The sequence below is a fragment of the Enterovirga sp. CN4-39 genome (genome assembly GCF_049446235.1).
Taxonomy (GTDB): Bacteria; Pseudomonadota; Alphaproteobacteria; order Rhizobiales; family Beijerinckiaceae; genus Enterovirga.
This window is the reverse complement of the sequence record NZ_JBMSEF010000013.1, coordinates 1-16,253: the sequence shown is the minus strand read 5'-3', so window position 1 is coordinate 16,253 and position 16,253 is coordinate 1. Positions and strand designations below refer to the sequence as shown.

Genomic DNA, 16,253 nt, shown 5'->3' with positions numbered 1-16,253 from the left:
GGAGAACGCCGCCCCCGATTGCGAAGGAACTTACGATCACGCATCCTGGCCGGAAGCGCGGGAGCCCCTCTTGTCTCGGAACGTCTGTCAGGCAGCCGTCATTGAGACCAGCTAGTTCCCGCGCCGAGCTGCGGCGCTTCACGGACCAGGTATGAGCACGAGCTTCTTCCAGGACATGCTCGGCGAGATCGCCGAGCGAGGCCGCAGCCTCCTCGAGAGATCCTCCGTCGTTCCGGCGATCTCGCGGGTCGGGTGGCGAAATCCGCAGCGTTCGGCCAGCATCGCCGAGCTTTCCCACGCCCTCCTGTCGGGCCGGGGCGAGGCCTCGGGCGTCGCCATCGCCAAGCAGGTTCTCGATCTCTATGCCGGCCTCTCGGCGGAGGAACGGACCGGCTTCTTCAGCCTGCTCGCACGCGAGTTCGCGCCCGATCCGGAGAAGGTGCGGGCAGCCTGGGCGGATTACGATTCCGCCCAGAGCTCGGCGACGCTTCACGCGCTGCTGCGAGCGGTCGAGCCGCCGCGCCAGGAACTGTTCCGGCGGTTGAACCTCGCGCCCGGCGGAACGCGCGCGCTCGTCGCCATGCGCCAGGCCCTGCTGGAAGAGGTCGGCCGGCACGAGGAATTCGCCAGCGTCGCCGACGACCTCGAGCATTTGTTCTATTCCTGGTTCAATCGCGGCTTCCTGATGATGCAGCGCATCACCTGGTCGACCCCGGCCGACATCCTCGAGCGCATCATCCGCTACGAGGCCGTCCACACGATCCAGGGCTGGGACGATCTCCGCCGCCGGGTGCAGCCGCCGGACCGCCGCTGCTACGCCTTCTTCCACCCCTCGCTCATCGACGAGCCGCTCATCTTCGTGGAGGTGGCGCTCACGCGCGAGATCCCGGGATCGATCCAGGAGGTGCTGGCGGATGGGCGCGAGACATTGCCGCCGGAGAGGGCGACGACCGCGGTCTTCTATTCCATCAGCAACTGCCAGCCGGGCCTGCGCGGGATCTCCTTCGGCAATTTCCTGATCAAGCAGGTCGTCGAGGACCTCTGCCGCGACATCCCGTCCCTGAAGACCTTCGTCACCCTCTCGCCGGTGCCGGGCTTCGGCAGGTGGCTCGGCCGGGTCGCAGCCGACCCGGAGGCGGCGGGGCTCCCGGGCTTCGACGCCTCCCCGCTTACTCTCCTCGAGGAGCCCGATTGGCACCTGGACGCGGCGCATGTGGCGGCGCTCCGTCCGGTGATCATCGGCCTCGCCTCGGCCTATTTCCTGCGGATCAAGGGCGGCAAGGGACAGCCGATCGATCCCGTGGCGCGTTTCCATCTCGGCAACGGCGCACGCCTCGAGCGGCTCAACTGGCTGGGCGACACCTCGCCGAAGGGTCTGCGCGAGAGCGCCGGCCTGATGGTCAACTACCTCTACGACCTCGGCACCATCGAGGCCCATCACGAGGCCTATGCGAACCAGGGAACGGTCGCGGCATCCGGTCCCGTCCAGCGGCAGCTGCGGGATTTCGAGGCGGGCGTGCTCGAAGGGCGGGTCGCGGTCTAGCCGCCTGCCTCCAGCATCCTCGCGAGCGCGGCCGAGAGCCCCACGCTCGCGACCGCCGGCGTGGCGGCAAGCGAGCCGGATGTCGGCTTTGCGGCGTGAAGCCCGGCTGCCGCCACCGCGGCCCGAAGGCCAGCCTCCAGCGAGCAGATCACCGGGACCGGAACCTCCGGCGCGACGCGCTCGGCGAGGCCGGCCAGGCCCGCCCCGCCAAGGATCACCGCCTCCGCACCGTCCTCCAGTGCGCAGGCGCGGCAGCTCTCCGCCAGGAGCGCCAGCGCGCGTTCTGGATCCGCCGCGATCTCGGCCCCGGTCGGCGCGACCGTGCGGATGCCCGCCAGCCTAGATGAGAGCCCGAGCGACGCCACGAATTCGTGCAGCATCGGCCCCCACCGCTCTCCGCCCGTGACGATCGAGAACTGCCTACCAAATAGGCAAGCGAGGTGGCAGGAGGCCTCCGCCATCCCGACAACCGGCACGGCCGATATCTCCTTCAGGGCCAGGAGGCCTGGATCGCCGAAGCACGCGAGCAGCACGCCGTCGCAACCTTCGGCGTGCTCCGCGAAGGCTTCCAGGGCGGCATGTGCGGCGATCGCGGCCGCTGCCCGGCTCGCGATGTAGCGCGCGCCGAACCGGCCGGTTGCCGCCCTGACCTCCACGCCGGGCTCGACGAGCCGACGCGCCCGCTCCGCCATCAGGGCGGTGATGCTGTCGGTCGTATTGGGATTGATGAGCAGGAGGCGCATGCGGCGGATGGCTAATAGGAGAGACGACGTTTCCAGCTTCCCGCCGGGTCTCGTTCGGGTAAGCTGAGCCCCACCAGTCTGGCACGACCATTGCTGCCTCGAACAGGCGGCTTCGTCGAAGCCGGGCGGTGAACACACCGGGAGGGGAACAGAATGGTTTCGCGTTGGGCGCTGCGGTTCGGCTGCAGTCTCTTGGCCGTCGGAATGGCGGCAGGTTTCACCGCATCGCAGGTATCGGCACAGGAAAAGGTGCTTCGGGTCGCCATGACGGCCGCGGACATCCCGCGCACGCTCGGCCAGCCCGACCAGGGCTTCGAGGGCAACCGCTTCACCGGGATCCCGATCTACGACGCCCTCACCCACTGGGACCTGTCCAAGGAGAAGGAACCCTCCACCCTCATCCCGGGCCTCGCCACCGAGTGGAAGGTCACGGACGACAAGACGAAGTGGCAGTTCAAGCTCCGCCCGGGCGTGAAATTCCACGACGGTTCCGACTTCAACGCGGCCGCGGTGGTGTGGAACGTCCAGAAGGTGCTCGACAAGTCGGCCCCCCATTTCGACGCGAGCCAGGTGGGCGTCACCGTCTCGCGCATGCCGACCCTGCGCTCGGCCCGCGCCGTCGACGACATGACGGTCGAACTCACGACGTCCGAGCCCGACTCGTTCCTGCCGATCAATCTGTCGAACCTCTTCATGGCCTCGCCCGCCCATTGGGATGCAAAGCTGAAGGCGGTCCCGGCCTCCGTCACCGACGCGGCCGAGCGGTCCAAGCAGGCCTGGACGGCCTTCGCGGCCGATCCGTCGGGCTCCGGCCCGTTCAAGGTCACCCGCTTCGTACCGCGGGAGCGGCTCGAGCTGGCCGCCAACACGACCTACTGGGACGAGAAGCGCCGGCCGAAAATCCCGAAGGTCGTGCTTCTCCCGCTGCCGGAGGCGAATGCCCGCACGGCGGCCCTGCTCTCGGGCCAGGTCGATTGGATCGAGGCGCCGGCCCCGGACGCGGTCGACCAGATCAAGAGCCGCGGCTTCAAGATCTATCAGAACGCCCAGCCGCATGTCTGGCCCTGGCAGCTCTCCTTCGTGGAAGGCTCGCCCTGGCTCGACAAGCGCGTCCGGCACGCGGCCAATCTCTGCATCAACCGCACGGAGTTGAAGGAAGCCCTGAACGGCCTCATGGCCGAGGCCTATGCGACCTACGAGAAGGGCCATCCCTGGAACGGGAATCCTTCCTTCGAGATCAAGTATGACCCGGCCGCGGCGAAGAAGCTGATGACGGAGGCCGGCCATTCGGCCTCGAAGCCTCTGAAGGTGAAGGTGCAGACCTCCGCGTCGGGCTCGGGCCAGATGATGCCGATCCCGATGAACGAGTACCTGCAGCAGGCCCTGAAGGAGTGCTACTTCGATGTCGAGCTCGACGTCATCGAGTGGAACACGCTGTTCACGAACTGGCGCCAGGGCGCCAAGGACGCCTCCGCGCGTGGGTCGCACGCCATCAACGTGACCTATGCGGCGATGGACCCGTTCTTCGGCATGGTGCGCTTCACCTCGACGAAGACCTTCCCGCCCGTGTCGAACAACTGGGGCTTCTTCGGCAACGAGGAGTTCGACAAGCTGATCTCCGACGCGCGGACGACCTTCGAGGACAAGGCGCGCGACGAGGCCCTGGCCAAGCTGCACAAGCGCATCGTCGAGGAAGCGCCGTTCGTGTGGGTGGCGCACGATGTCGGCCCGCGCGCCATGTCGACCAAGGTCAAGGGCGTCGTGCAGCCCCAGAGCTGGTTCATCGACATCGCTACGATGTCGATGGAGTGACGAGCGCAGCATCGCGCCGGAACGCGCGCGACGGCTGGTTCCTCCCCCTCCAGGGGAGGGCCGACTCGCGCAACGCGCGAGCGGGGTGAGGCTTATCCCGCTCGCCGGACTTCCCATCCGTCAGGCGCTGCGCGCCTGACATCTCTCCCTGTAAGGGGAGGATCAACGCCGGGATCTAAGTGCTCGCCTATCTCGCCCGCCGCGTCGCGTACACGATTCCGATCCTGTTCGGGGTCGCGCTGGTCTGTTTCGCGCTCGTCCATATCGCGCCCGGCGACCCGCTCGTTTCCGTGCTGCCGCCGGACGCGTCCGCCGAGCTCCAGGCGATGCTGCGGACGCTATACGGCTTCGACCGGTCCTATCCCGAACAGTTCGGGCGATGGCTCTGGCGCGCCGCGCATGGCGACCTCGGCACGTCCATCGCGACCGGACGGCCGGTGACGGACGAGGTGTTCAAGGCGGTCGGCTATACCTTGCGCCTGTCGATCCTCGCGACGCTGATCGGCTTCTTCTTCGGCTCCCTCTTCGGCTTCGTCGCCGGCTATTACCGCGACAGCTTCATCGACAAGGCCGCCTCGGCCCTCTCCGTCCTTGGCGTCTCCGTGCCGCATTACTGGCTCGGCATGGTGCTGGTGATCATCTTCGCGGCGATCCTCGGCTGGCTGCCGCCGACCGGCGCCGGATCCGGCAACGAGGGCTTCTTCGGCTCGCTGCGGTTCATGATCCTGCCGGCCGTCACGATGTCGGTCATCCCGATGGGCATCGTCGCCCGGACGGTGAGGGCGCTGGTCGCCGATATCCTCGCCCAGGAATTCGTGATCGGTCTCCGCGCCAAGGGGCTGACGGATTGGGGCGTGTTCAAGCACGTCGTGAAGAACGCCGCGCCCACTGCGCTCGCCGTGATGGGCCTGCAGCTCGGCTACCTCCTCGGCGGCTCGATCCTGATCGAGACGGTCTTCTCCTGGCCCGGCACGGGTTTTCTCCTGAACGCCGCGATTTTCCAGCGCGACCTGCCGCTCCTGCAGGGCACGATCCTCGTCCTCGCGCTGTTCTTCGTGATCCTCAACCTCCTGGTCGACGTGGTGCAGACCGCGCTCGACCCGCGCATCCAGCGGAGCTGACCATGGCCGCGCTGGCAGAACAGAGCATCGTCGAGGCGCCCCTCCCCAAAACGGCGGGGTACTGGACCGGCGTCGGACGGCGGCTGCTGCGCGACCCCGTCGCGATCTTCGCCGGGCTCGTGATCCTGGCGCTGATCCTGATGGCGATCTTCGCCCCCTACCTCGCGCCAGCGGACCCCTACCGCGCCTCCAGTCTCCGTCGCCTGCGCCCGATCGGGACCGCCGGCTATCCGCTCGGCTCGGACGAGCTCGGGCGCGACATGCTCTCGCGCCTGATCTTCGGCGCCCGCCTGTCGCTGTTCATGGGGATCACGCCCGTGATCCTCGCCTTCGGCATCGGCTCGGCGATCGGCATCTTCGCCGGCTATGTCGGCGGCTGGGTGAACACCGCCGTCATGCGGACGATCGACGTCTTCTACGCCTTCCCGTCCGTGCTCCTCGCGGTGGCGCTGTCCGGGGCACTCGGGGCGGGGTTCGGCAACGCGCTCGTCTCGCTCACCGTCGTGTTCGTGCCGCAGATCGCGCGCGTGGCGGAGGCCGTCACCACCCAGGTCCGCTCGCGGGACTATGTGGAGGCGGCGCGCGCCTCGGGCGCCGGCGGCTTCACCATCGTGCGCGTGCATGTCCTCGGCAACGTGCTCGGGCCGATCTTCGTCTACGCGACGAGCCTCATCTCGGTCTCGATGATCCTGGCCTCGGGCCTATCCTTCCTCGGCCTCGGCACCCGCCCACCGGAGCCGGAATGGGGCCTGATGCTGAACACGCTTCGGACGGCGATCTACGTCCAGCCCTGGCTCGCGGCGCTGCCCGGCGTGATGATCTTCATCACCTCCATCGCCTTCAACCTTCTCGCCGACGGTCTGCGCTCGGCCATGGACGTGAAGCAGTGAGGGGCCAGGAGCGACGCGCTCCCCTCCCCCTCGTGGGGAGGGTCGAGTCGGGCGCAGCCCGACCGGGGTGGGGGGCCCGCCGGATCGGGCGCCACTCCCTGAAAGCCCCCCACCAGGCTCGGCTTCGCCGAGTCCGTCCTCCCCACGAGGGGGAGGAGATCGCGCACGACGCGCGGCGCGGGCTCTCTGGAGAGGTTCGCTTGCTCGGAGGGAATCGCTGAATGCCGACCCTCTACCGAGACGAGCCGCACGCCGCTCCGGCCCTACGAGCACGCAACCGCGCGCGGACTCTCCGGCGACATCCGACCGAGGCGGAGAGGCTTCTGTGGTGGGCCTTGCGCCATCGCTTGTCGCCGCAATCTGATACCCATTTCAGGCGGCAGGTGCCGCTCGGGCCCTACTTCGCGGATTTCTGCTCCCTCAAGGCGCGGCTCATCATCGAGGTCGACGGAAACCAGCACGGCCTTCCTGCTGAGCTCCGGCGAGATGCGGTTCGAACGCTGGAACTCGAGCGGCAAGGCTTCACGGTCCTGCGGTTCTCCAACCACGACGTCCTGACATGCCTGGACACCGTGCTCGACACGATCCTCGCCGCGCTCGCACAGACGCCCCCCACCCCTAGCCCCTCCCCACATGGGGGAGGGGAAAGATGCCCAGCCCCATGACCCTTCCCCTCCCCCAGGACCGTGGCGGGCCGGCGCAGCCGCTGCTGACCGTCAATGGCCTGCTCAAGCATTTTCCGGTGAAGAAGGGCCTGTTCGGCGGCGTGAGCGCGAAGGTCAGGGCCGTCGACGGCATCGATTTCGAGGTCTTCAAGGGCGAGACGCTCGGCGTCGTCGGCGAGTCGGGCTGCGGGAAATCGACCACGGCCCGGCTGCTCCTGAGCCTCATCGACCCGACCGCGGGCGAGATCATATTCGACGGCGAGCGGGTCGGCTCCCCGGCGCTGAGCCTTAGGGCGTTCCGGCGCCAGTGCCAGATGGTGTTTCAGGACAGCTACTCGTCCCTGAACCCGCGCCTGACGATCGAGGCCTCCATCGCCTTCGCGCCCCAGGTGCATGGCGTGCCGAAGCGCGAGGCGGTCGCCCGCGCGCGCGACCTCCTCGCCCGCGTCGGACTTGAGCCGCGGCGCTTCGCCGAGCGCTATCCGCATGAGCTTTCGGGCGGCCAGCGCCAGCGCGTCAACATCGCCCGCGCACTCGCCCTGCAGCCTCGCCTGGTCATCCTCGACGAGGCGGTTTCCGCGCTCGACAAGTCGGTGGAGGCGCAGGTTTTGAACCTCCTTCTCGATCTGAAGGAGGAGTTCGGCCTCACCTACATCTTCATCAGCCACGACTTGAACGTCGTCCGCTTCATCTCGGACCGGGTCATGGTGATGTATCTGGGCAAGGTGGCCGAGATTGGCGGCTCGGAGGAGGTGTTCGAGCGGGCGCAGCACCCCTACACGGGCGCGCTCCTCTCCTCGATGCCATCGCTCGACCCGGACAACCGGACGGAGGTCGCGCCGCTCGCTGGCGATCCGCCGAACCCCATCAACCCACCATCGGGCTGCCGCTTCCACACCCGCTGCGCCTTCGCGGAGCCGGTCTGCTCGGCCAAGGAGCCGCCGCTCGCACAAACGCTCGGCGACCACCGAACCGCCTGCCTGATGGTGCAGCCGGGCTCCGGCCACTCGAAGGCTCCGGCCGGCGCGATGGAGCTCGCCGCGTGAACGCCCCCGCCATCCAGATCCGCAACCTCCGGGTCACTTTCGGCGGCGTGATCCGCGCCGTCGATGGCGTCGACCTGACGCTGGCGCAGGGCGAAGTGGCCGCGCTCATCGGCGAGTCCGGCTCGGGCAAGAGCGTCACGCTTCGCTCGCTCATGCGCCTCCACCCGCCCCGGCGGAGCAAGGTCGAGGGCTCGATCTCGGTCGCCGGCAAGGACGTGATCGCCATGAGCGAGCGGGCGCTCGCCGATTACCGCGGCGCGACCGTCTCGATGATCTTCCAGGAGCCGCTGCTTGCGCTCGACCCGGTCTACACGGTCGGCGAGCAGATCGTGGAGGTGATCCGCCGGCACGAGAAGGCGAGCAAGGCGGAGGCACGCGCCCGCGCGCTCGAGCTGTTCCAGAAGGTCCGCATCCCCAGCCCAGAGCGTCGGCTGGACGCCTATCCGCACGAGATGTCCGGCGGCATGCGCCAGCGGGCGATGATCGCCCTCGCCCTCGCCTGTCGGCCGAAGGTGCTGCTGGCCGACGAGCCGACGACCGCGCTCGATGCGACCGTCCAGATCCAGATCCTGCTGCTGCTGCGCGACCTGCAGCGCGAACTCGGCCTTTCGATCATCTTCGTGACGCACGATCTCGGCGCAGCCGTGGAGGTCGCCGACCGGATCGCCGTCATGTATGCCGGCCGCATCGTCGAGGAGGGCACGGCGCGTGACCTGATCCACGAGCCGCGCCACCCCTATACGATCGGGCTCCTCAAGAGCCGAGCGGAAGGCGCGCTCGCGAAGGGATCGCGGCTCGACGCTATCCCGGGCTCACCGCCCGATCTCGCGCATCTGCCGCCCGGCTGCCCATTCGCGCCGCGCTGCCCGCTCGCCATCGAGCCATGCCGGGCCGACCGGCCACCCTCGATCGCGGTCGGCCCCGGCCATACGGCGCGCTGCATCCGCACCGATGTCTCGCCGAGTCTCTTGAAGGTCGCGCCCGAGGCGGATCTGGCCGCTACGTCGGCGGCGTGATCGAGATCGGGCTGCCCGACCGCGTCCTCGTCAGGGCTGCTTGGCCGCCTCGAGGAACTTCAGGTCGAGCGCTGCGAGCGCGATCAGCGGGTCCGGCAGCTTCACGCCGGCCCGGCGCATCTGCTGCGCGACGTCCTTGCAGCCCTTGATGTCGTCGGCCTGGAACGCCGTCTCGATCCGATCGCGCTGCTCCGGGGATGGTGCCGGGGCCGCGGCCGGGGGAGGCGTCGGGGCCGGACGAGCGGCGGCCTGGGCCGACGCGGCAGGCGCCGGTGCGGCCGGGGCGCCCTGCCCCGCCTGGGGCGCGTTCGGATTGTTCTGCGCCTGCCCCTGCGGACCCGGGGCCCCGGGTCCGGTCTGCGGCACGGGGCCGCTGATGCCGGAACTCTGCTGCGCCTGGCCTCCGGCCGGATGCGGCTGCGGGACCGGCTGGCCGGGAGACGGCGCCTGCACGGCCGTCGCGGCCTGCGGCGGCGGAGCGGCGGCAGCCGACGCCGCCGCCGGTTGGCGGATGAAGTTCACCAGCTCCTGGCAAATATTCGCGGGCTTGCCGGGCTGCTGCTGCACGACGCGGGGCGCGGCGGGCGCGGCCGGTGCCTCTGCGGCAGGAGCCTGGGCAGCCGGCGCCGCGGGTGCGGGCTGAGCGGGCTCGCTCGGCGCGGGTGCCTGCGCCATGGCGAGGCCGCTCCAGGCGATCCCCAGCGCCAGTAGGCTCGTCGCGATCGGCGCTCTCGTCATGTCCTGTCCTCTCGGGGCGTCGGCTGGTCCGGGCTCAGCCGTTCTTGGCCGTGCCGCTGGTGTTCGGATCGCCGTTCCACGTCGGGCCGACGAGATTGTCGGTCGGCGTCACGCGCGCGCCGCTTGTCGAATAGGCCTGGTAGGCCAGCTTCTGGTTCTCGGCGAGGAAGTACGCCGACACCGCCGCCAGGGCGATCGCGGCAACCACCGCCAGGATGATCGTCTTCATGTGCCTGCTCCTGCCGGCTCAGCCTATTCGGCGGGAACCGCACGGCCGGCAGCCACCGGCTGGCGCCCGCTGGCGGTCTTCGCCTGTTCCTGCTCAACCCAGAGGTCGTGGTGAACGCGGGCCCAGGCGAGGTCGACCTTGCCCGATCCCATGGCGTCGTAGGCGCCCTCCATGCCGAGGGAGCCGATATAGATGTGCGCCAGGATCGCCGCGATGAAGAGAACGCCGATCACCGCGTGCACCACCTGGGTCAGCTGCATGCCGGTGATGTCCGTGGCCGAGAACGGGAACAGCATGAGGACGCCCGTCACCGACATCAGCACGCCGCCGATGGCCACGATCCAGAAGATCATCTTCTGGCCGGCGTTGAACCGGTAGGCATGCGGATGCGCATCGCCCAGGAACCCGCCGCCCGCCTTGATCCAGGCGACGTCCACCCGGTTCGGGATGTTGTCCTTCACCCAGACGGCGATCATGAAGAGGATGCCGAGCATGAATGGCCAAGCCAGGAAGTTGTGGGCGTACTTGCCCCACTGCGAGAGGACCGCGAAGGCGTCCGGCCCGATCAGCGGCATCAGCAGCCGCTTGCCGAAGATGTAGTTGAGCCCCGTGAGCGCGAGGACGATGAAGCAGCTCGCGGTCAGCCAATGCGTGAAGCGCTCGAAGACATTGAAGCGCTGGATCTTGATCCCGGATTCCTCGCTGTGCTCCAGCCGGATCCGGCCGCGCGTGAAATAGAACCCGGCCAGCGCGAGCAGCATGCCGAGCACCGCGATCCCGCCGATCCAGGGCAGCCAGCCCTCGCGGAACTCACGCCATTCGCGACCTTGAGGCTGCTCGAGCGTGGCGGCCTTGCCGTCCGGGATGCTCACCCGGCCATGCAGCTTGTTGAGCTCGCGCAGAAGCTGGTCCTCGCGGACGGAAGCCGCGGTCGGGTTCTGGCCGCTCGGGTTGCCCGGGGAGACCGCGGTAGCCCCGCCCGTCTGTGCGTAAGCGACCGCGCCGCCGCTCAGCATGAGGGCCGCTAGGGCGATCCGGATAAGGTGCATCACGGCGCTATCCTCGACGTGTTTTCGATACGGGACGGCGGCGATCAGATCGCGACCGTCTCGCGGTAGGCCGTCTTCCAGCCCCAGGCGCCCGAGCCGTAGCCGCGCTTCACCACGCGCTCCTTGTAGATCTGAGCGATGATCTCGCCGTCGCCGGCCAACAGCGCCTTGGTCGAGCACATCTCGGCGCAGAGGGGCAGCTTTCCCTCGGCCAGGCGGTTCGATCCGTACTTCTCGTACTCGGCCAAGGAGAGGTCCACCTCCGGCCCACCCGAGCAGTAGGTGCACTTGTCCATCTTGCCGCGCGTGCCGAAATTGCCGACGCGCGGGTATTGGGGCGCGCCGAAGGGGCAGGCGTAGAAGCAGTAGCCGCAGCCGATGCAGAGGTCCTTCGAGTGAAGAACGACCGCGTCGGCCGTGGTGTAGAAGCAGTTCACCGGGCACACGGCTGCGCAGGGCGCGTCCGTGCAATGCATGCAGGCCATCGAGATCGAGCGCTCGGACGGCTTGCCGTCGTTCAGCGTCACGACGCGCCGGCGGTTGATGCCCCACGGCACCTCGTGCTCGTTCTTGCAGGCCGTGACGCAGGCGTTGCACTCGATGCAGCGGTCCGCGTCGCAGAGGAACTTCATACGGGCCATCGGTCAGGTCTCCGTCAGGCCGCCTGGATCTGGCAGAGGGTGACTTTCGTCTCCTGCATGCCTGTCACCGGATCGAAGCCATAGGTCGTGACGGTGTTCACGCTCTCGCCGAGAACCACCGGATCAGCCCCGGCCGGGTATTTCGAGCGATGGTCCTCGCCCTGGTACCAGCCGGCGAAATGGAACGGCATCCAGGCGACGCCCTTGCCGACGCGCTCGGTGACGAGCGCCTTCACCTTGGCCTTGGCGTTGTCCTCGGGCCCAAGCACCCACACCCAGCCGCCATCCTTGATGCCGCGCTCGGCCGCATCCACCGGGTTGATCTCGACGAACATGTCCTGCTGCAGCTCGGCGAGCCACGGGTTGGACCGGGTCTCCTCGCCGCCGCCCTCGTATTCGACCAGACGGCCGGACGAGAGGATGATCGGGAAGGATTTGGCGATGTTCTTCTCGACCGCCGCCTTCTGCACCGAGAAGCCGTTGTTCGGGATGCGGAACTGCCGCTCGTCCGGCCGCGTCGGGTACTTCGCGACGAGTTCCGGCTTCGGCGAGTAGATCGGCTCGCGATGCACCGGGACGGGGTCCGGCAGATTCCAGGCATTCGCCCGCGCCTTCGCGTTCCCGTAATGCATCACGCCATGATCGAGGCAGACGCGCTGGATGCCGCCCGAGAGGTCGATCGCCCAGCTCACGGCATCGACGTTGTTGCCGCCGATCCGCTGGATGGTCGCCAGTTCCTCCTGGGTCAGGTCCTTGTCCCAGCCGAGCTTCTTCAGGATGCCGAAGGTGAACTCGGGATAGCCGTCCGTCAGCTCGGAGCCGAGCGGGTAGGAATCCTCGGCCAGCAGGGTCGCGCCGTTCCGCTCGACGCCGAAGCGAGCCCGGAAGCAGCCGCCGCCGTCCTTCACGTGCAGGTTGGTGTTGTAGAGGATCGCCGAGCCGGGGTGGCGGATCTCGGGCTTGCCCCAGCACGGCCAGGGCAGGCCGTAATAGTCGCCGCCGACCTCCGGATCGTCCTTCGGCGCGCGCAGCGTCACGAGGTCGAACTTGTGCTGGTTCTTCATATGCGCCTTCAGGCGCTCCGGCGACTGCCCGCAATAGCCGGTCGACCATCCGCCACGGTTGATCTCACGGAGGATGTCCTCCGCGGACGGCACGTTGTTCTCGACTTTGATGTTCTTGAACAGATCCTCCGCGAAGCCGAGCTTCTTCGCGAGCAGGTACATGAACTCGTAGTCGTTCTTGGACTCGAAGGCGGGCTTCACGATCTGCTCGCCCCACTGGAGCGAGCGGTTGGAGGCCGTGCGCGAGCCCTCCATCTCGAGCGAGGTGCAGATCGGGAGCAGGTACACCCCGTCCTTGCGATCCCCCATCGTGGCGAAGCTCGTCGGATGCGGGTCGGCGACCACGAGCAGTTCGAGCTTGTTGACGCCCTCGACCGCCTCGGGGATGCGGGTGACTGTGTTGCCCCCGTGGCCGAACACCATCATGGCCTTGATGTTGGCCTTCTGGTCGACCTGGTCCTCGGGCAGGTTCACGGCGTCGAACCACCGGGTCGAGGTGATGCCCGGGGCCTCCATGTTCTGCTTGCGGGTACGGGCGGGGCGGCCGGCCTTCGCCGGCACCTCGTCGAACCGTGACTGGAGCCAGTCGTAGCTGACGTCCCAGACGCGGGCCCAGTGCCGCCAGGCGCCCTCGACCAGGCCGTAATAGAGAGGCAGCGTCGTCACATCGAGGCCGAGGTCGGTCGCGCCCTGCACGTTGGTGTGGCCGCGGAAGATGTTCGCGCCGGTGCCGGGCTTGCCCACGTTCCCGGTCGCGAGTGCGAGGATGCAGAGCGCCCGCACGTTCGCGGTGCCGACCGTGTGCTGGGTCGCGCCCATGCACCAGATCACGGTTGCCGGCTTCTCGTGCGAGAAGAGGTAGGCGACGCGCTTCAGCTGCTCGCCCGGCACGCCCGTGACGCGCTCGACCTCGTCGGGCGCCCACTTCGCGACTTCTTTGCGGACGTCGTCCATCCCGTAAACGCGCTGGCGGATGAAGTCCTTGTCCTCCCAGCCGTTCTGGAAGATGTGCCAGAGGAGGCCCCAGACGAGCGGGATGTCCGTGCCGGAGCGCAGCCGGACATACTCGGTCGCGTGAGCGGCCGTCCGGGTGAAGCGCGGATCGACGACGATCATGTTCGCGCGGTTGATCTCCTTGCCGGCTAGCACGTGCTGCATGGAGATCGGATGCGCCTCGGCCGGATTGCCGCCGAGGATGATCATCGTCTTGGCGTTGCGGATGTCGTTGTAGGAATTCGTCTGGGCGCCGTAGCCCCAGGTATTGGCGACACCCGCGACCGTGGTCGAGTGGCAGATGCGGGCCTGGTGGTCGACGGAGTTCGTGCCCCAGAAGGCGCCGAACTTGCGCAGGAGATAGGCGGCCTCGTTCGTGTACTTGGCCGAGCCGAGCCAATAGGCGGAATCCGCGCCGTACTTGCCCCGGATCTCGAGCAGCTTGTCGCCGATCTCGTTGATCGCCTGGTCCCAGCTGACGCGCTGCCACTGCCCGTTCACGAGCTTCACCGGGTACTTCAGCCGGCGCTCGCTGTGGACCAGCTCGCGAATCGCGGCGCCCTTGGCGCAGTGCGTGCCGCGGTTGATCGGCGATTCCCACGAGGGCTCCTGGCCGACCCAGACGCCGTTCACGACCTCGGCCGTCACCGTGCAGCCGACCGAGCAGTGGGTGCAGATGTTCTTCTTGATCGTCACCTGCGGCCCGCTGACCGCGGTGCCTGCCGCCTGCGCCTTGCGCACGGCGCCGAGCTGGAGCGAGCCCACGGCCGCGAGGCCGCCGACCGCCAGGCCGGAGCGGCGGAGGAAGGAGCGGCGATCCATGGCCCCGGAGGAAAGGCCGGCGGCGATGGCCTGGAGCTTTGCGCGGCCCGCTTCGCCGCTCTTGCGCTTCGTCAGCATCGGGCAGCCCTCACTTCTTCAGGGTCTCGTACCCGTTGGTACGGTAGAACGCCTTGACGTGGTCGGACTCGCGGTAGCGAGCCTTGGTTTCGCTCTGGCCGGGGTCGTAGGCCTGAGCCTCCGTCGCCGCGATCGGAGAGACGGCAACCGCGACGGCTGCGCTGGAAGCGCCTCCGACGGCCCCGAGAAACTTGCGGCGATCCATCGCCTTCTTGTCGCTGCTGCTCATGTTCGTGTCTCCGCTCGACGTCGGATCCGATCTGCCCGGGGACAGCTCAGTTCTCGATCGCGAAGGCCTCCGTCTCAATCTCGATGAACAAACGGCCCAGGGCACCGACGGATCGGTAGAACCTGGAAGAATTCGCGGTCTCGAGATCTTCGAAGAACCGCTCGGCAAAGGGCTTCAGGTGCCGGTCGAAGAAGCGGCGCTCCGCGTCGCCCTCGGCCGCGAACTGCCTTCCGGCCAGGCCCGACATGACCTCGCACAGGATGGCGACATGATCCTCCGGCTCGCGGACGTCCTCGGAGGTCTCGATCCCGAGCGCCTGCAGATCCTCGCGCACCCGCGCCAGCGGACGCTCGTTGAGAAAGCCGGTCAGGTAGTAGGACGCATAGGGCAGGATCTCGCCACGCCCCAAACCCACGAACAGATCGAAATACTCGCGCGAGACCGCATCCGCACTCGTCGCCGCCGCTGCCTCAGCCAGCTTGCGATGCGCGGCCCCGAGCGGGCTCGCATCGCCTTCGAGCCGGGCGATCCTGCCGAGCAGCTCCTGGCTTGGCGCGCGAGCCAGCAGGTTCGCGAGAAGGGCATATTCCTGAGAGCGCAGGAGGTCGATCTCGTCGAGCTCGGGATCTTGGCTCAACTCGCGTTCCTTGTCGCCGAAGAGATCAGGCCGCAGCAGCGACCGGTGGACGCCGGTGACCGCCTCCACGGCGACCACGCGGTCAGCCGGAATCCGCTTCCAATTGGAGACCGCGGGCTGCGAGATGCCCAAAGCACGGGCCAGCGCGCCGATGCCGCCGGCGGCCCGAATAGCTTCCTCGATACCCTCGGTGCGCATTTCGCTCCCGGCAAGACGTGGTTCAGCGGCCACGCTTGACCCCATAATACGCGGTTATGGAGCGAGACAAGACTTAGAATAGATCGAACTTTGGTAGGGCGGCGCCATGCCGCCGCGACAGGGTGCGCGCCGGTGATGGCCGCTCTGCCTCGACGGGCTCTGCCGAGGCTGGTTCAGCCTCGGCCGTCGGGGCGCTGAACGCCGCCGTCCCGGCGATCTGCAAGGGGGCAGGCGCGGCTGCGCCGCCCGCCTCTACGCCTTCGGCCTCCTCTGCTGCGGGCTCGGGAGATGGCGTCTCTTCGGGCTTCGCGGACGCGGCCTCGCGCGCCTCCTGCTGCGGCGAGGCGGCACCGGAGAACATCTTCTCGATCCGCTCGGTCATGTCGTCGCCGGGCAGGAGCGGGCCGCAGCCCGGCACGCCGCCCGGCACGTTCCAGTCCCAGGCATAGTCCCGGGCATCGCCCACATAGTCGCGGATGGCCGGGTCGAGCGCCCACATGCGTCGCAAGGCCGCCTTCTTCAGCACCTCTGGGACACCGTTGCGCAGGAAGGCGGTGATGTCGGATTCCGGGGTCAGGTCCTCGACGCGCGGCAGCAGCGCGAGCTCCTCCTCGCTCAGCGCCTCGAGCCGCGGCGAGTTCATGAAGATCTCGTAGAGCGGGTGCGGGCGGGGCAGCTCGTCCACGCGGGCGCCCTCGAACTTGAACGCGATCGTCTCGACCGGCAGGCCGTTCTGCCC

General features: G+C 68.3%; 16 protein-coding genes. 7 read left to right on the top strand and 9 right to left on the bottom strand.

Translation table 11 applies throughout. The annotated features are described in order from the left end of the window. Positions 1–151 precede the first annotated feature (151 nt). Positions 152–1,543 (top strand): malonyl-CoA decarboxylase, encoded by a 1,392-nt coding sequence (locus tag ACO2SS_RS19510; protein WP_423279444.1) that lies wholly within the window; start codon positions 152–154, stop codon positions 1,541–1,543. On the opposite strand, the gene ACO2SS_RS19505 is transcribed toward ACO2SS_RS19510, so the two are convergent. Beyond that, complete coding sequence (locus tag ACO2SS_RS19505; RefSeq protein WP_423279443.1) at positions 1,540–2,286, bottom strand: aspartate/glutamate racemase family protein; 747 nt, start codon at positions 2,284–2,286, stop codon at positions 1,540–1,542. The two genes, ACO2SS_RS19510 and ACO2SS_RS19505, sit on opposite strands and share 4 nt — an antisense overlap. Before the next feature lie 204 nt (positions 2,287–2,490). Here ACO2SS_RS19505 and ACO2SS_RS19500 point away from each other — a divergent pair, with 204 nt between their 5' ends. The 6 genes from ACO2SS_RS19500 to ACO2SS_RS19475 all read left to right on the top strand — a co-directional run bounded on the left by ACO2SS_RS19500 (position 2,491) and on the right by ACO2SS_RS19475 (position 8,836). Beyond that, positions 2,491–4,098 (top strand): ABC transporter substrate-binding protein, encoded by a 1,608-nt coding sequence (locus ACO2SS_RS19500; RefSeq protein ID WP_423279571.1) that lies wholly within the window; start codon positions 2,491–2,493, stop codon positions 4,096–4,098. A gap of 179 nt (positions 4,099–4,277) precedes the next feature. Further along, positions 4,278–5,219, top strand: coding sequence for an ABC transporter permease (locus ACO2SS_RS19495; protein WP_423279442.1), 942 nt, complete (start codon positions 4,278–4,280; stop codon positions 5,217–5,219). Between the two features lie 2 nt (positions 5,220–5,221). Beyond that, entirely contained in the window at positions 5,222–6,109 is an 888-nt protein-coding gene (locus ACO2SS_RS19490; RefSeq protein ID WP_423279441.1) for an ABC transporter permease, read from the top strand. A gap of 221 nt (positions 6,110–6,330) precedes the next feature. Further along, on the top strand, positions 6,331–6,774 hold the full coding sequence (locus tag ACO2SS_RS19485; RefSeq protein ID WP_423279440.1) for an endonuclease domain-containing protein: 444 nt from the start codon (positions 6,331–6,333) through the stop codon (positions 6,772–6,774). Continuing rightward, entirely contained in the window at positions 6,771–7,820 is a 1,050-nt protein-coding gene (locus ACO2SS_RS19480) for an ABC transporter ATP-binding protein (RefSeq protein ID WP_423279439.1), read from the top strand. Before ACO2SS_RS19485 ends, ACO2SS_RS19480 begins: the two co-directional genes overlap by 4 nt. Next, the gene (locus tag ACO2SS_RS19475) at positions 7,817–8,836 is read left to right on the top strand and encodes an ABC transporter ATP-binding protein (RefSeq protein ID WP_423279438.1); all 1,020 of its coding nucleotides are present in this window, start codon (positions 7,817–7,819) and stop codon (positions 8,834–8,836) included. Before ACO2SS_RS19480 ends, ACO2SS_RS19475 begins: the two co-directional genes overlap by 4 nt. Before the next feature lie 30 nt (positions 8,837–8,866). On the opposite strand, the gene ACO2SS_RS19470 is transcribed toward ACO2SS_RS19475, so the two are convergent. The 8 genes from ACO2SS_RS19470 to ACO2SS_RS19435 all read right to left on the bottom strand — a co-directional run. Beyond that, on the bottom strand, positions 8,867–9,574 hold the full coding sequence (locus ACO2SS_RS19470; RefSeq protein WP_423279437.1) for a hypothetical protein: 708 nt from the start codon (positions 9,572–9,574) through the stop codon (positions 8,867–8,869). A gap of 34 nt (positions 9,575–9,608) precedes the next feature. Further along, a complete protein-coding gene (locus tag ACO2SS_RS19465) occupies positions 9,609–9,803 on the bottom strand; it encodes a hypothetical protein (RefSeq protein WP_423279436.1) in 195 nt (64 codons plus the stop codon). A gap of 23 nt (positions 9,804–9,826) precedes the next feature. Further along, the gene (locus ACO2SS_RS19460) at positions 9,827–10,852 is read right to left on the bottom strand and encodes a formate dehydrogenase subunit gamma (protein ID WP_423279570.1); all 1,026 of its coding nucleotides are present in this window, start codon (positions 10,850–10,852) and stop codon (positions 9,827–9,829) included. Positions 10,853–10,896: 44 nt separating this feature from the next. Next, on the bottom strand, positions 10,897–11,493 hold the full coding sequence (gene fdh3B, locus ACO2SS_RS19455; RefSeq protein ID WP_423279435.1) for a formate dehydrogenase FDH3 subunit beta: 597 nt from the start codon (positions 11,491–11,493) through the stop codon (positions 10,897–10,899). 14 nt (positions 11,494–11,507) lie between these two features. Further along, positions 11,508–14,450 carry a formate dehydrogenase subunit alpha gene (locus ACO2SS_RS19450; protein WP_423279434.1) on the bottom strand — a complete coding sequence of 981 codons (2,943 nt, stop codon included), beginning with the start codon at positions 14,448–14,450 and terminating at the stop codon, positions 11,508–11,510. 10 nt (positions 14,451–14,460) lie between these two features. Next, a complete protein-coding gene (locus ACO2SS_RS19445) occupies positions 14,461–14,679 on the bottom strand; it encodes a formate dehydrogenase (RefSeq protein WP_423279433.1) in 219 nt (72 codons plus the stop codon). Positions 14,680–14,725: 46 nt separating this feature from the next. Then, a complete protein-coding gene (locus tag ACO2SS_RS19440; protein ID WP_423279432.1) occupies positions 14,726–15,514 on the bottom strand; it encodes a Cro/CI family transcriptional regulator in 789 nt (262 codons plus the stop codon). Between the two features lie 73 nt (positions 15,515–15,587). Then, positions 15,588–16,253: DUF3306 domain-containing protein (locus ACO2SS_RS19435; protein WP_423279431.1), on the bottom strand; the 666-nt coding region annotated here is incomplete at its 5' end.